Below are 15,640 nucleotides of genomic sequence, written 5' to 3'. Positions count from 1 at the left end.
ATCATGGCCACAACACTCCCCGGACAGCCGCCTTCGGTACCGGCCGCGCCTCACCCGGCCCCTGCGCCTCCGGGCGGCACCGCGAGCCTGTCCGTCTGGCCCGTATCGGCCCGGCTCACCGCCCACGGCGATGTCGCGGTGGGCGGAGTCTCGCTCGTCGAGGCGGCCGAACGGTTCGGCACACCGGTCTACCTGCTCGACGAGGGCGAAGTAAGAGAACGCTGCCGCACCTATCTGCGGTCCTTCCCGGACACCGATGTCGTCTACGCGGCCAAGGCGTTCCTCTGCCGCGCCCTGCTGCACTGGGTACGCGACGAGGGCCTCGGCCTGGACGTCTGCTCCGCGGGCGAGCTGGAGTTCGCCGTGACGGCCGGCTTCCCGCCCGAACGCATCGTGCTGCACGGCAACGCCAAGAGCCCGGAAGACCTGGAGGCCGCGCTGCGCCTGGGTGCCGGACGGATCGTCATCGACAGTGCGTGGGAGATCGCCCGGCTGTCCGCGCTCATCCCGGACGGCGCCCGGCAGAAGGTGCTGGTGCGCGTGGTTCCGGGGGTGAGCGCGGGTGGCCACGCCGCGATCCGCACCGGCACGGAGCACCAGAAGTTCGGGCTGTCGATCACCGACGGCAGCGCTCGGCACGCGGTCGCCCGGATTCTCGACCAGCCACGGCTCGAACTCGTGGGCCTGCACTGCCACATCGGCTCGCAGATCACCACGGCCAAGCCCTATCTGACCGCGCTGCGACGGGTCGTCGGGCTGCTCGCCCAGATCCGGCAGCAGCACGGGATCGCCCTGCCCGAACTGGACCTCGGCGGCGGGCACGCCGTCGCCTACCGGCCGGGGGAGGCCGCCCTCGACATTCCGTCGCTCGGCGCCCGGATCCACCGCGAACTGGCCGCGAACTGCGCCGTGGCGGGCATCCCCGTGCCCCGGCTCACCGTCGAGCCCGGCCGTGCGCTGGTCGGGCCCGCGGGCGTGGCGCTCTACCGGGTGCTCGCGGTCAAGCAGACCGGCGACCGCACCTTCGTGGCCGTGGACGGCGGCATGAGCGACAATCCACGGCCCGCTCTGTACGGCGTACGCTACGCACCCCGGCTCATCGGCCGGCGCTCGACGGCAGAGCCCCGCAACGCGACCGTCGTCGGCCGGCACTGCGAGGCGGGTGATGTGCTCGCCGCCGATGTACCCATGCCGGGCGACATCCGTCCCGGGGACCTGGTAGCCGTGCCGGTCGCGGGCGCGTACCACCTCTCCATGGCGTCCAGTTACAACGCGGTCGGCCGCCCGCCGGTGGTCGCCGTCGCGGACGGCCGGGCACGGCTGCTGGTCCGGCGCGAGTCCCTCGCCGACATCAACGGCCGCGACATCGGTCTCTGAACGGTGGTCATCTCCCGGACACGCGCCGGAAGGACCCGATCGAACGCTCCTCCTCCCTCGTGACGAATGGGGAGCACCGGACCGCAGGCGGCGGGTGAACCGCCGCCCGCGATCCCCCGCTGATCAGCGGCGCAGGCCGAGACGGTGTACGCCGCCGTCGACGGTGCCGACGTAGAGCGTGCGGCCGTCGGGGCTCGCGGCGAGTTTCGTCGTATCGGTGTTCTGCAGGCCGGTGGAGATGTTGTGCCAGCTCCGGCCGCGGTCGGTGCTGCGCAGCACACCGCGGCCGCCCTGCAGGAGACCACTGGCCCTGGAGCTGGTGGTGGCCGCGTAGTACGTGTTCCCGACCCGGAGCAGGTCGGAGACATGGATCGCGAGCGCTCCGGTGTCCGCGGTGCGGAAGGTCCGGCCGCCGTCGGTGCTGACGCGGACGTTGTCACCGCCGATGACGAGCCGCCGGCCGTCGAGATCGATCGCGGCCACCGGGCCGTCGGCGACCTTGGTGACGGTCACACCGCCGTCGTCCGAGCGGTAGAGACCGGACCTGTTGCCGAGCCACAGGCGCAGCGGATCGGCGGGATCGCCCACGACGGTGTCGAAGGAGCGCTCGTGGTACAGGTTCTTCCACGTCGCGCCGCCGTCGCTGGTGGCGAACAGCCCCTGGCCCAACAGGCTCTGGAAGCTGACCATCACCCGGTTCGGGTCGGCGGGGTGGACCAGCAGCGCCGTCGGCACCTCGGCCGAAGTGCCCCGCTTCTTCCAGGTGGCACCGCCGTCGGCGCTCCGCTCCACGGTGAACGCGCCGAACCCGGTGCGCCGGACCTTCCAGACCACCTTCGGCTCCTTGGCCGAAGTGGCGAGCTGCGGGACGGTGACACCGCGCATGCCCTCGCCGCCCGAGCGGCCCCACTCCGGGCCCGCCACGGGAAGGGCGGTGCGGTAGACCGCGCTGTCGGTGGCGGCGAGCAGATGGCCGTCACTGACCGCGAGATCGAGGACCGTCTGTCCCTGGACGCCGATCCGCCGGTACCCGGTGCCGTCCGAGGCGCCCCGGTAGATGCCGTCCTGTTCGCTGGAGACGGTGACCGAACCGTCGGCCCAGCGGTCGTAGTCCAGCGGCACCGCCGCACGCGACGGGGTGGCCACCGTCGTCCACGTCCGCCCGTGGTCGCGGCTGAGCCGGCCGCTGCCGGACAGTGTGCGCAGGTACAGGTCGCCGCCCGACACGGTCAGGCCGAGGCCGCCCTCCGCCAACGGCAGCAGGGTGGCCCAGGTCTTCCCGCCGTCGTGGGACCCGACGACTCCGGTGCCCGTCACGTACACCGCCAGGACCGAGGAGTCGGCGGCCAGCCCGCCGACGTGCTCGCCGGACGAGCCGTACAGCCGGCGCGCCTCACCGGGGTTGCCCGAGCCGATGCCGGAGCGGGCCCAGACGCCGTCGTTCGTCGTCATGTAGAGGGTGCCACCGGTGATCGCGGCGGCGGTGACGGCACCGGTGACACCGGTCGGGTACGTCGTCCAGTGGTCGCCCGCGTCGGTGCTGACCAGCAGCGCGTCCGAGGTCACCGCGACCAGGGTGCGGGTGTGCTCATCGGCGGTGAACGCCGTGATGCGGGTGTCCGGGAAGTCGAGCGTGCGCCAGGTCCGCCCGTTGTCGTCGGTGCGCAGCACGGTGCCCCGGCGGCTGAGGTCGTGGACGCTGTTCACGGAGTACCACCAGCGGTCGGGGTTCTCCGCGTCCACCACGAGCTGCCCCGTGCCGTCCGCGACCGGCAGCCGTCCCAACTGCCGCCAGGAGGCACCGCTGTCGGTGGTCAGCCAGGGAGCCGCCTTCTGGTACTCGGTGAGGACGGCCTGCTTCGGCCGGCCCGGCGAGAGGGTGAGGCTGCCGGCCTCCCCGTTGGGGCCCACCGGCTGCCAGCGGTCGCCACGGCTGTCGGCCGGGGTGACCTCGAAGGCACTGGAGCCGGTCAGCCGCTGCCCGGTGGCTGCGGTGCCGCGCACCGAGACCCGGTACGCGCCGGCCGCACTGCCGGTCACCTTCGCCCGGTAGTAGCCGGTCGCGGGATCCAGCGTGGCGGCGATGTCGGTGGACCGGCCGCGAGGCGGGGTGACGGTGACGACCGGTGGTGCGGCCAGCCGGGTCGGCGGGGCGATGTGCACGGTCGAGTGACCGTCGCTCGGGTCGGGTGCGGCCTGGACCGCCAGATGCCGGACGGCGAGCAGGTACGGCACCCGGATCGCGGGGCCCCGGTCGGGGGTCGCCGTGATGCGGCCGCCGATCTCGGTGTCCGTGTCCGGCCCGGCGACGCGCAGCGAGACCGTGACGGTCGCGGTCCGCCCGGCCGGTACGGTGATCCGCCTCGGCGAGACCGTCGCCGGACCGTCGGTGTGCAGCGAGACCGTCACCGGCCGCCTGCCGGAGTTGTGCAGTGTCACCTTCTCGGTGCCGCCGACCTTCCGCCCGGACAGGTCGGCGAGCCCGAAGGACACCGAAGCGGGTGCGGCGGCGAGCGTGGCCGAGGCGGCCGCGGCCACATCGAGCCGGCCCGAGCCCTGCGTCGTGGGCCCGCTGCCGCTCAGCGGCTCGGCCGTGCCGACCAGCGCGGCCTTGATCCCGGCGGGCGTACGGCCGGGGTGCAGCTGGCGCAGCAGGGCCGCGGCGCCCGCCACGTGCGGGGACGCCATCGACGTACCCGACATGCGGTACTGGCCGGGCCCGTACAGCGCCTTGGACATCGTGGAGCGGATCTCCACCCCCGGTGCGACCAGATCGGGCTTCAGACCGAACGCCGGGGAGGGGCCGCGTGAGGAGAACGAGGCGATCCGGTCGGTGGTGTCGGTGCCGCGCAGCGTCACGGAGACCTTCCCGGCGGCGAGCCTGGAGGTCAACTCCGTGTACTGGGTCGAGTCGATGCCCATGACCACCAGGCGGTCCATCCGCAGCGAGTCGCCGGAGGCGTCGATCCGTGCGGGCGAGGACGGCACCTGCGCCACTCCCGGCTCGGGGTGCACCTCCGGTGGCCGGGCCTCTCCTGCCGCTCCGGCGGCGAACACCGGGCCGTCGTTGCCGGGCAGTCCGGCCAGTACGCCGATCGCGCCGCGCCGTTCCGCCTCCTGCGCCCACTCCAACGCGCTCGCCGTCAGGTACTGGGCGTCCGCGGCGACGAGCATCCGGGCCCGTACGACCTTTCCGCGTACGTCGCCGACCCGCTCCCAGTCCTCGGGGGTGCCTTCGCCGACGTCGACGAGCGGCGCCGTGACGGGGCGCTCGGGCGGGTTCGCGGACAGGATGCCGCGGTAGCTCTGGATCAACTCCGGCTTCTTGCCCGCCAGATACGCGCTGGGCAGCCGCACATTGCTCGTCGACGCGCCGACCGCGATCACACCGTCGGCCGTCGCGGGACTGCTGACCGTGCCCGCGCCCGGTCCGTCGTTGCCGGCCGCGGCCACCACGACCACTCCGGCCCGGACGGCCGCGGTGGCGGCGCGGCCCAGCGGGTCGGTGCCGTCGCCGGGGCCGCCCAGGCTCAGGTTGATGACGTCGGCCCGGTGTGGATTGGCCGGATCGGAGGCCGCTTCGATCCCGGCGATGATGTCGGAGGTGTAGCCCGAGCCGTCGGCGTCCATCACCTTGTAGGCCAGCAGATCCGCGCCCGGCGCCACGCCCGTGATGCCGCCCTTCGTGGCGGCCCGGGCCGCCACGATCCCGGCGACGTGGGTGCCGTGGCCGTTGTCGTCCATCGGGTCGTCGTCGCCGTTGACGAAGTCGTGCCCGCCGACGACCTTGTGGCCCTTGCCGAGTCCGCCGCCCAGGTCGGGGTGGGTGTAGTCGATGCCGCTGTCCAGGATCGCGACGGTGGTTCCCGTCCCGTTCACCTGGTTCCTGCCGGGGTCCTTGCGCTGCCAGACGGCGGGTGCGCCGATCAGCGGCACGCTCACGTCCGTCTTCGTCAGTACCCGGGTGTCGGGGCGGACGGAGGTGACGCCGGGCAGCGCGGACAGCCGCCCCACCTCGGACGCGGGCACCGTCATCGCCACGGCGTCGATGAGCAGCCCGAGCCTGCGGGTCGCCGACGGGTGCAGCCCGGCGCGCTTCGCCGAGCCGAGGAACGTCTGCTGCCGTGCGTCGAGCGCGCGGCGGGCGGCGCCGACATCGTCGGCGGCCTCGGCGGACCGCAGCGAACCACCGGGCGCGGCGGTGACCGCGGGCCTCCCGGACAGTTCGACGATCACTCGTTGCGAGGGGTCGGGCGTGGACGCGTCGGCGGCACCGGGTGTCGCCGCCAACGTGCCGGCGAGAACGGCGGCGGCGAGAGCGGCATGACGAGATCTTCGTGACTTCATTGCCATGCGTAAAGGTCCTAGTGGTGCGGGCACTTGCCGCACAATGGATCTTCGTGGCCCATTGCTGCCGCTGGCACAACTGGGCCACCATCCGTCCATGACTACCGAGACACCGCGACTCACTGCGGCAGGCATCGATCCGTTCGACGAGAGCGTCTACCGAGCGGTCCTGACCCGGCGGACGGCCGCCCCCGCCGAACTCACCGCGGACCTCGGCTGTTCGGCCGAGCGCGTCGCCAGGGCGCTGGACCGGCTCCGCGACCACGGGCTGGTCGGCCGGCTCGCCGGCACCCGCCGCCGGTACGCCGCGATCGAGCCGGGGGCCGCCGTCGAGGCACTGGTACGGGCCAGGAGCAACGAGCTGGAACGGGTCCGCGCCTCGGCCGACGAGCTGTCCCGGCTGTTCGCCGCAGCGCGTACCGGTGCCACGGACGAGGACGAGGTGGAGATCACCACCGGCAGCGAGGCGCTCGGACGCTGGTTCGTCCGGCTTCAGCAGGAGGCCCACGAGGACGTGATGACCCTGGACCGGCCGCCGTACGCGCTGACCACCTCCAATCCGGTGGAGGCGACGGCGATGGGCCGCGGCGTGCGCTACCGCGCGGTCTACGCCCCCGAGGCCCTGGAATGGCCGGGCGTCCTCGACGACATCCGTGAACTGGTCCGGCACGGCGAACAGGCCCGCGTCATGCCCGGCCTGCGCATCAAACTCGCCATCGCCGACCGCAGACTCGCCCTGATGCCGCTCTCCCTCGACCTCGACGACGTCCGAGCCGCGGTGATCCGCCCGTCCACCCTGCTCGACGCCCTCACCAACTACTGGGAGATGTGCTGGAAGCAGGCCCTGCCGCTCGACGCACCGGCCGAGGATCCGCTCGGCGAGGAGGACCGGCGCGTACTCACCCTCCTGGTCAGCGGCCTCAAGGACGAGGCGATAGCCCGTCAGCTCGGCTGGTCCGTACGCACCATGCGCCGCCGCATCAGCCGCCTCCACGAGCTCCTCGGCGCCGCCAACCGCTTCCAGGCCGGTGTGATCGCCGCCCGCCGCGGCTGGCTCTGAGCCCGCACGCCCGGACGTCGAACGTGTGGATGTGTTCTCCGCACGCGGGCGGTGGCTGCACAATGCGACTCGTGACTGATGAAGATCCGTACCTGTGGCTGGAAGACATCGACGGCGAGGCCGCGCTCCGCTGGGTGGCCGAGCGGAACGCCGAGACGGCGGCGGCACTGGCCGCCGACGCCGCGTTCCCCGTCCTGAAGGAGCGCCTGCGGGAGGTGCTGGACGCCTCGGACCGCATCCCGTACACCGTCCGGCGCGGCGCGTTCCTCTACAACTTCTGGCAGGACGCCGAGCAGGTGCGCGGCGTGTGGCGGCGTACGACACCGGAGCAGTACCGCAAGGACTCGCCCGACTGGGAGGTCCTCCTCGACATCGACGCGCTCGCCGCGGCGGAGGACGAGAAATGGGTGTGGGCCGGTGCTCAGGTACGCCGTCCCGATCACGACCGGGCACTGGTGTGTCTGTCGCGCGACGGCGGGGACGCCGTCGTGGTCCGCGAGTTCGACCTCGCCACCGGGACCTTCGTCGACGACGGGTTCCGGGTGGGGGAGGCGAAGACACGGATCGGCTGGATCGACGCCGACACCGTCTTCGTCGGCACGGACCTCGGTCCCGGCTCGCTGACCGACGCCGGCTATCCGCGCACGGTACGCAGCTGGCGCCGCGGCACGCCCCTGGAAGAATCCGTCCTGGTCTTCGAGGCCGGGAAGGGCGATGTGGCGGCCTGGGGCCTGCACGACGCCACACCCGGGTTCGAGCGGGACTTCGTCTGCCGCTGGCTGGACTTCTTCCGCAGCGAGACGTACCTCCTGGCTCCGGACGCCTCGCTCGTCAGGATCGACGTCCCCGACGACGCCAACGCCTACGCCCACCGTCGGCATCTGATCGTCAGCCTGAAGTCCGACTGGCTCGGACAGCCGGCGGGCTCCCTGCTCGCTTTCGACTTCGACGCCTTCCTGGCGGGCGACCGCACCGCAGAGGTGCTGTTCACCCCGGACGAGCGGACGGCCCTGGCCGGACACTCCTGGACCCGCCACCATCTGATCCTGGAGACGATGCGCGACGTCAGCACCCGCATCGAGGTCCTCACCCCCGCCCCCACCCCCGGCGGCGGATGGACCCGCAAGCCGCTGACGGACGTCCCGGCGCTGTCCCGCGTCACGGTCGTCGACACCGACCCCGACGTCTCCGACGAGTACTTCCTGGACGTGTCCGGGTTCCTCCAGCCGCCCGCCCTCCACCACGGGCGGATCGGCGCCGACTCCGAGATCCTCAAACAGGGCCCGGCCCGCTTCGACGCGGCGGGACTGGCCGTGGAACAGCACTTCGCCGCCTCCCAGGACGGCACCCGGGTGCCCTACTTCGTGATCGGCCCCGGCCGTGCCCCCGGCGCGGGCCCCGGCCCCGCGCTGCTCTACGGCTACGGCGGCTTCGAGGTCCCCCTCATCCCCTCCTACGACGCGGTGACCGGCCGGGCGTGGCTGGAGCGCGGCGGCACCTACGTGATCGCGAACATCCGGGGCGGCGGCGAGTACGGACCGGACTGGCACCAGGCCGCGCTCGGCGCGGACCGGCCACGAGCCTTCGAGGACTTCGCAGCCGTCGCCGGCGACCTCGTGACGCGAGGCATCACCACCCCGGCCATGCTGGGCGCCGCGGGAGGAAGCAACGGCGGCCTGCTCATGGGCGCGATGCTCACCCGCTACCCGCACCTGTTCGGTGCGATCGTGGCCCAGGTTCCGCTGCTGGACATGCTCCGCTTCCACAAGCTCCTGGCCGGAGCCTCCTGGACCGCCGAGTACGGCAACCCGGACAACGAGGCCGACCGCCCGCACCTGCGCGAGCTGTCCCCGTACCACCGGATCACCGCGGACCGGGTCTACCCGCCGGTGCTGCTGACCACCTCCACCCGTGACGACCGGGTCCACCCCGGCCACGCCCGCAAGGCGGCCGCACGGCTGCGCGAACTCGGTCACCCCGTCCTGTTCCACGAGAACACCGGCGGCGGACACGCGGGCGCCAGCGACAACGAACAGTCCGCCCACAACGAGGCCCTGATGCACACTTTCCTCCGACAGCACCTGGCACCGGAGGCGTAGCGGGCGTCCTGGCCCGTTCGGGCCGGGGCAGGCGGCCCGGCCCGGCCCGGTCAGGCCAGGACGATCGGATTGCCGAGCGCCGCCATGCGCCCGTCGGGACGGCGCACCTCGACACGGACGAACGCCGAGTCCGCCGTACCGGTGCGCCACTCCACGGTGCCCGCTCCCGATTCGGGCAACGCCGCGCTGTGTGCCCTGCCCTGCTCGGTGTGGAAGCCGACCGTGCCCGAGGGCACACCGCGTACGTCCACCCGCACCACGACCGGTGCGTCACCCGCCTTCAGCCGTTCACCGATTCCGGCGCTCCGTCCACCGGCCGAGGCCGTGCACGACAACTCCACGGCGGCAGTTTCGGCGATCCAGCTCCGGCCGGCCCGGATCCCGGCGAGGATCGCGCGGGCACTCAGCTCCTCCGCCAGTACGACGGTGTGCGGGATGGCGAGCTGGCCCGCCAGATGCGTGTCGCTGTTGCCCATCGCCGGGCGCCACCGCCCCCGGTGGATGTCCGCGGCCAGGCCACGTCCCCACTCGGCCAGGGCCGCCTCGTTGTCGGCGTTCCAGGGCACGTCCGAGCTCCACGCCCCGTTCCACACCTCGACCACGTCGAACCCCTCATACGGATACATGAAAGTGCCCGAGGCGTACGGTGCGTGCGGATGGGCCGCCACGCACAGCCCGCCGGCTCGACGCACCTCTTCGAGACGGCCGTCGATCCGCCCGTCCCGCAGGCCGTACCGCCAGTCGACCACCTGTCCGGGGCGGAGGCCGAGCGCGAGCCAGTGCCCGGTCCGGGTGGTGACCTCCTCGCCGAGGATCACCAGCAGATCGTCGCCCGCCGGCCGGTTCCAGACGCCGTGCGCGGCGGCGGTGTTGTGCTCGGTGGTCGCCAGGAAGTCGAGCCCCGCCGCCCGGGCACCGGCCGCGAGCTGCTCCGGTGTCAGCTCGCCGTCCGAGTGCACCGAATGCACATGGCAGTCGCCTCGGTACCAACCGCGTCCCCGGCCGGTCACCCGTGTCGGCGGGGCCTCAAGCTCAGACATCCGTTCCTCCTGCCCGCGCCGTCCAGGGCGCCTTCGCCGCGCCGCCGGCCGCATCCGCCTCGCGCTCGTCGCGACCACCTTCGCCGAATTCCGCGAGCGACGCCGTGCCATCGCTGTCATCGGTGCCCTCGAAGGAGCCGGAGCATCGTCTTCGACGCCCTCGAAAGGAGCCGGAGCATCGTCTTCGGTGCCGCCGGAGGAGCCGGAGCATCCCTGGGTGTCGTGCTGGGCGGGGTGCTCACCCAATGGTCCGGGTGGCGCTGGTCCATGCTGGCCAATGTGCCGATCGCCCTCACCGCGCTCGTCGGCACCGTCTGGATGCCCGCCGATCACTCGCGGCGCCGCCACGCCCGCATCGACATCGCGGGAGCCGTACTGGGCTGCGGCGAGCCTCACGGCCACGGTGTACGGCTGCGGCCGGGCCGAGGCGCACGGCTGGTCGACCCCTCCGTGCTGGGCGCCCTCGTCGGCGGCGCCGCACTGCTCCTGGCCTTCGCCCACTCCGGGGGGCCGCTGCCGGCCCGATCCGGCTCACCGCCACGTGCGGGAGCGGCGAGAGCACTCCCGCACGTGGCGGACAAACGCCGTGTCCGGTGCCCGGGGATGTCGGGAGGGCCGGCCGGGAGGGGGTTACGCGGCTGTCGGCGCGCCGGGGACGCGGCGGTTGCCGCCGTTGTGCTGCTGCCACAGCCGGTACACATCGACGGCGGCGTCGTACGGCTCGTGACGCATGGGCAGGCGGCGCTCGGTGTAGTCCTTGGCGAACTCGCCGTAGAAGGTGTCGAGTTCGAAGTACTTGCGGTCGTCCACGTAATGCGGCTCGTAGGCGTCGCGGGTGGTGAGGAAGACGACCTCGTCGGGGGAGCAGTAGTACAGCGATCCCAGGCACATCGGGCAGGGGTGGGCGAGCACATAGACGGTCGCGCCGACCAGGTGCTCGGTGCCCAGCTTCCGGCAGGCGTCCCGGATGGCGAGGATCTCCGCGTGGGCGGTGGGGTCGTTGGTCTGGGCCACCTTGTTGGGGCTCTCGGCGAGGATCTCGCCGTCCCTGACGATGACGGTGGCGAAGGGGCGTCCGCCCTCCTCCACGTTCTTGCGGGCGATGTCGATGGTGCGCTGGGCGAAGTCCATGGCGGGCCTCCGGTGTGGGGTGGCGGGTGTTGTGAAGTGTTGTGTTGTGGCCGGTGGGGCGACGGGTCGGTGAGTTCCACCATGCATGGGCTCCGGTCATAGTGTCCAAGTCTTGCTATCCATGATTCTCATAGATGGAGACAATGGCGGAGAGGGGTCGGCAAGGCGTCCCTGTGACTGGGTGCCATAGGCGTCACGGTTCCTATGCCGGGAAGTCGATTGAGGTTCTCTATACTTCGGGCATGGGTCCGGAACTACGTCACCTCCGCTATCTGATCGCGGTGGCCGAGCACGGCAACTTCACGCGCGCCGCCGAAGAACTGCACATCTCACAGCCGACGCTCTCGCAGCAGATCAAGCAACTGGAGCGCGTCGTCGGTGTGCAATTGCTCGATCGCGGTGGCCGTGGCGTCCGGCCCACCGATGCGGGCGAGGCCTATGTGCACTTCGCTCGGCGGGCGCTGCGGGAGCTGGCCGCCGCCGACCGTGCCGTACTCGATGTCGCCGACCTCTCCCGGGGGCATCTGCGCCTCGCGGTGACGCCGACCTTCACCGCCTACCTCATCGGCCCACTGGTGGAGGCGCTGCACACGCACCATCCCGGCATCACGCTGGATCTGCGGGAGATGACCCAGGACCGCATCGAAGCGAGCCTGCTGGCCGACGACCTCGACCTGGGCATCGCCTTCGCGGGCACCCATCTGCCCGGCATCACCGCGACCGCACTGTTCACCGAGACCCTCGGCCTGGTCGTCACCACGGACCGCGCCCGGGACCGGGGGGACCGGCCGCTGCCGGTACGCGATCTGGCGGACCAGCAACTCGCGTTGCTCAGCAGCGACTTCGCCACCCGGACTCACATCGACGGCTACTTCGCCACGCATCGCGTCAGCCCGCCGATCGCCGTGGAGGCCAACACCATCCAGGCCCTCACGGAGATCGTCCGGCGTACCGGGCTGCTGGCCACCGTGCTGCCCGACGCGGTAACGGACGACCACCCGCATCTCAGCCCCATTCCCATCGACCCTCCGCTGCCCGCCCGTGTCGCCACACTGCTGCACCGGGAGAGCGCCTACGAGAGCGCCGCCGCACGAGCCTTCACCCGGCTGGCCCGCGACCTGGTCACCGCACGCGGCTACGCACCTGCCTGAGCACCCCGTCCCGCGGACGGCCTGCCGAACACTGACGTCGAGTGATGAGAGAATTGAGGACATGACAGGGTCTGGGGAGTTCGAGCCCGAGTCGGAGCGGGTCACACGCCAGCTGCGTGACGAGATCATCGACGGTGTGCGTGAACCGGGCAGCAAACTCGTCGAGCGCGAGCTCGCCGCGGAGCTCGGTGTGAGCAGGCTGCCCATTCGGGAGGCCCTGAAAGCACTGGTCACCGAGGGTCTGGTCACGCCGAGGCCGCGTACCTGGGCCGTCGTACGGGAGTTCACACCGGCGGACGTCGAGGACCTGGACGAGGTCCGCGCGGCACTGGAGACACTGACCTTCCGGCTCGCCGCCCAACGGCGTACCCGCGCGGGCCTCGAAAAGCTGCGCGCGGATCTCGACGCCGAGCTGAAGGCGGCGGACAAGGGGGACGCCGTACGGGCCCACCGTGCCGCCGCAGACTTCCACGAGACGGTCACCGAGCTGGCCGACAACGAACTCCTCAACGAGCTCCAGAGCACGCTGCGCAGCAGGATGCGCTGGCTGCTGGGGCAGCACGACGACCTCGGTGGCGTCGCGCAGGAGCACGAAGGGCTGTACCGGGCGATCGCGGAGCGGGACGTCGCCGGCGTCGAACGGCTGGCCGGTAAACACCTGGTGACGGGCCGCAACGCGGCCGCCGCGCGACGCAAGTCCCAGAACTGAGCGCGGCGGTCCGGCACGGGCGTGACGCCCGGCACCGGGCCGCCCCGCGAGCGCTCGGACGTAGGCTCCGGCGGACCACAGGTGCCCGGTCCGCCTCACCTGCCCAGCAGCCGTGCGATCTCGTCGAACCCGCGCTGCCGAGCGTGCTGGAGCGCGGTCGTACCGGTCTTGTCGGCGATGGCCGGATCGGCACCCGCCGCCAGCAGGAGCTTCACGGTCTCCTGGTGGTCCTCTCCGCCGTCGCCGAGGATGACGGCCTCCAGCAGCGCGGTCCAGCCGAGGTCGTTGACGTGGTTCACGTCGACGTCGATGTCCGGGTTGGTGGTCACTTCCCGCACGTAGGCGACATGGCCGTGTTCGCCGGCCGGGATGAGGGAGGTGCCGCCGTACCGGTTGACGACGGTGTAGTCGGGGCCGGCCGCCGCGAGGGTCCGGGCCATGGCCGCGCTGCCGGTCACACCCGTCACCAGCCACGGTGTGTCGTGCTGCTGGTCCAGCGCATCCGGGTCGGCCCCGGCACCGACGAGGATCTCGGCGGACTTGACGTGATCACCGGTGGCAGCGAGGAGCAGCGGAGTACGGCGGTTCTCGTCGCGGGTCTCCAGGTCGGCGCCCCGCTCGATCGCACCGCGCACCCTGCCGGTGTCACCGGAACGTGCGGCTTCGAGCAGCTCGCGGTCGGCGGCCGACCGCTTCATGGACGGGGCGCCGGAACCGGTGACCGAAGGCTTGCGCGCGGCGGCGTCACCGTCGGACTGTGCGTCGCACGCGCTCCCCAGTGCGACCAGGCCGAAGAGCGGAACGATCAGGAGGGCGGCGCGTCGTGTCGGAGACATGGTTCCTCTCAGTCCGTGGGCGCGGGCCCCGGACGGTGCGGGCCCGCACCGTCCATGCTGGCGTGCCCGGCGGCCCACGCCGTCGCCGAACCGGAGGGAGATGCGCGGACGTCGGGACGACACCGGGGTCGCCCGATCGGCCGATGCGCGGCCGGCCACCTCCCCCACGCGCCGCGACTGCGCGCCCCACCGGCACCTTCGTCACCCTGAACAGGGCGGCACCCGAGCACCCCGACTCCGCTGCCCGGAAGGCACAGTGGGCCTTCTCGCCCACGGGTACGCGCGTACGCCCGCGCCTTGAGGCCGGCCGATCCGGGCCCGGCCGATCCGGGCCGTGCCGATCCGGGCCGTGCCGCGGCGGACCCTGCCGGTCCGGACCCTGCCGGTCCGGACGGTGAACCGAAACGGCTCACCGTCCACCGGAACCATCCGTGCCCACGGCGCGGCGACCTCCGGAGGCATGGCCCCGCGCAGGCCCGCCACGGTGACGCTGCGCCGCTCCCGGTCCGACTCGGCCGAAGGGGGTGCTCCCGGACCGCCCGCACAGGCCGAAATCTCGCTTCCGGACGGGTTTTTGGAGACGCCCACTGCCATGTGACCGAGACGGGGACCGAACGGTCACAAGAGGCCTGCGGCCTGCTTTGCCGTGTCCAGCGGAGCGTTCTCACGGCGCGGGAGCAGCAGCGGAGTGACGAGGAGGAGGACTCCGGCGGCGGCGATCGCGACGCGAGGGCCGGTGACGGCGGCGAGCAGACCCCACCCGGCGGTCATGACGGCGATGGCGGCGCTGCTGCTGATCGACCACGCGGTCAGGGTGCGGGCGACCCGGCCGGGGTCGGTGTGTCCGAGCCGGTAGGTGGACAGCAGCGGGTTGAACAGCGCACAGCAGGTCACCAGGCCGAACTGGACGACGATGATGAGGACGAGCCCGGGGAGGCCGGGCCGGACGAACGCGAGCCCGAGGGGCCAGCACGCGCGCAGCGCTCCGGCGATGCGGAGCACCCGGTGCTGCCCGAACCGTGCCGCGAGCGGGCGCGCGAGACGTGAGCCGATCAGGCCGCCGACGCAGGGGGCCGCGAACGCGAGTCCGTACTGCCAGGGGGAGAACCCGAGTGGGCCGAGCAGGAGCACGGCGAGCAGCGGCTCGGACGCCATGATCAGGCCGTTGACCACGATCGAGTTGAAGAGCAGCGGACGCAGCACGGGGTGGCCGAGGATGTGGCGCCAGCCCGCGAGCAGATCGCCCGCCCGCAGCCGGGGTTCGCCGGTCCGTGCGGGACGCGGTTCCGTCCCGCCGATGGCGCGGATGCCCAGCGCCGAGAGCAGATGGCTGACCGCGTCGACCACCACGGTCGTCACCGGGCCGAACAGCCCGATCGCAGCCCCGCCGAGCGGTGGTCCGACCATCGTCGCGGTCCACGTCGTGGACTCGAACCGGCCGTTCGCGACGAGCAGGTGTTCCGCCGGCAGGAGCGTCTTGAGATACGCGCCACTGGCCGCGTTGAAGGCGATGCTGGCCGCGGCGACGACCACGGAGACGACGAGGAGCTGGGCGAAGCCGAGCAGTCCGAACGCGAACGCGACGGGGACGCTCATCAGGGCCGCGAACCGGGTCAGGTCCATGGCCATCATGACCGGCCGCTTGCGGCGGAACTCCACCCACGGCCCGAGCGGCACCGCGAGCGCCGCCCCCACCGCCCGGCCCGCCGCGGCCAGCACCGCCACCTGGGTCGGCCCGGAGTGCAGTACGAGCACCGCGATCAGGGGAAACGCACCGAACCCGAGCCCGGTGCCGTACGCACTGGCCGCGTACGCCGCCCACAACCAGCCGAACCGCCGCCCCAGAGCCTGCCTGCCCGCCATGCCCGATGCACCTCTCGCCGACTCCGA

10 protein-coding genes are annotated in these 15,640 nt (G+C 72.4%); 5 read left to right on the top strand and 5 right to left on the bottom strand.

The window, feature by feature from the left end:
* Positions 1–3: 3 nt before the first annotated feature.
* Positions 4–1,377: a diaminopimelate decarboxylase gene (gene lysA, locus ACGF8B_RS10725; protein ID WP_392736772.1), complete on the top strand. Its 1,374-nt coding sequence runs from the start codon at positions 4–6 to the stop codon at positions 1,375–1,377.
* 123 nt (positions 1,378–1,500) lie between these two features.
* Here lysA and ACGF8B_RS10720 read toward each other — a convergent pair whose 3' ends face one another.
* Positions 1,501–5,730, bottom strand: a complete 4,230-nt coding sequence (locus ACGF8B_RS10720; RefSeq protein WP_392736771.1) for a S8 family serine peptidase — start codon at positions 5,728–5,730, stop codon at positions 1,501–1,503.
* Between the two features lie 91 nt (positions 5,731–5,821).
* On the opposite strand from ACGF8B_RS10720, the gene ACGF8B_RS10715 reads away from it, so the two are divergent.
* Positions 5,822–6,784: a helix-turn-helix domain-containing protein gene (locus tag ACGF8B_RS10715; RefSeq protein WP_392736769.1), complete on the top strand. Its 963-nt coding sequence runs from the start codon at positions 5,822–5,824 to the stop codon at positions 6,782–6,784.
* Between the two features lie 62 nt (positions 6,785–6,846).
* Positions 6,847–8,883: a prolyl oligopeptidase family protein gene (locus ACGF8B_RS10710; RefSeq protein WP_392736767.1), complete on the top strand. Its 2,037-nt coding sequence runs from the start codon at positions 6,847–6,849 to the stop codon at positions 8,881–8,883.
* A gap of 50 nt (positions 8,884–8,933) precedes the next feature.
* On the opposite strand, the gene ACGF8B_RS10705 is transcribed toward ACGF8B_RS10710, so the two are convergent.
* Together ACGF8B_RS10705 and ACGF8B_RS10700 are read right to left on the bottom strand one after the other, a co-directional pair.
* Positions 8,934–9,923, bottom strand: coding sequence for a CehA/McbA family metallohydrolase (locus ACGF8B_RS10705; RefSeq protein ID WP_392736765.1), 990 nt, complete (start codon positions 9,921–9,923; stop codon positions 8,934–8,936).
* 630 nt (positions 9,924–10,553) lie between these two features.
* Positions 10,554–11,054, bottom strand: coding sequence for a nucleoside deaminase (locus ACGF8B_RS10700; RefSeq protein ID WP_392736763.1), 501 nt, complete (start codon positions 11,052–11,054; stop codon positions 10,554–10,556).
* Positions 11,055–11,296: 242 nt separating this feature from the next.
* Between ACGF8B_RS10700 and cynR the strand changes: the two genes are divergently transcribed.
* Together cynR and ACGF8B_RS10690 are read left to right on the top strand one after the other, a co-directional pair.
* Positions 11,297–12,205, top strand: coding sequence for a transcriptional regulator CynR (gene cynR / locus ACGF8B_RS10695; protein WP_392736761.1), 909 nt, complete (start codon positions 11,297–11,299; stop codon positions 12,203–12,205).
* Between the two features lie 61 nt (positions 12,206–12,266).
* Entirely contained in the window at positions 12,267–12,914 is a 648-nt protein-coding gene (locus ACGF8B_RS10690) for a GntR family transcriptional regulator (RefSeq protein WP_392736760.1), read from the top strand.
* A gap of 95 nt (positions 12,915–13,009) precedes the next feature.
* On the opposite strand, the gene ACGF8B_RS10685 is transcribed toward ACGF8B_RS10690, so the two are convergent.
* Together ACGF8B_RS10685 and ACGF8B_RS10680 are read right to left on the bottom strand one after the other, a co-directional pair.
* Positions 13,010–13,612, bottom strand: a complete 603-nt coding sequence (locus tag ACGF8B_RS10685; RefSeq protein ID WP_392737414.1) for an ankyrin repeat domain-containing protein — start codon at positions 13,610–13,612, stop codon at positions 13,010–13,012.
* Positions 13,613–14,368: 756 nt separating this feature from the next.
* The gene (locus tag ACGF8B_RS10680) at positions 14,369–15,613 is read right to left on the bottom strand and encodes an MFS transporter (protein ID WP_392736758.1); all 1,245 of its coding nucleotides are present in this window, start codon (positions 15,611–15,613) and stop codon (positions 14,369–14,371) included.
* Positions 15,614–15,640 lie beyond the last annotated feature (27 nt).

Source organism: Streptomyces sp. NPDC047917, assembly GCF_043204345.1.
Classification (GTDB): Bacteria; Actinomycetota; Actinomycetes; order Streptomycetales; family Streptomycetaceae; genus Streptomyces; species Streptomyces sanglieri.
This window is presented reverse-complemented; position numbering and strand designations above follow the sequence as displayed.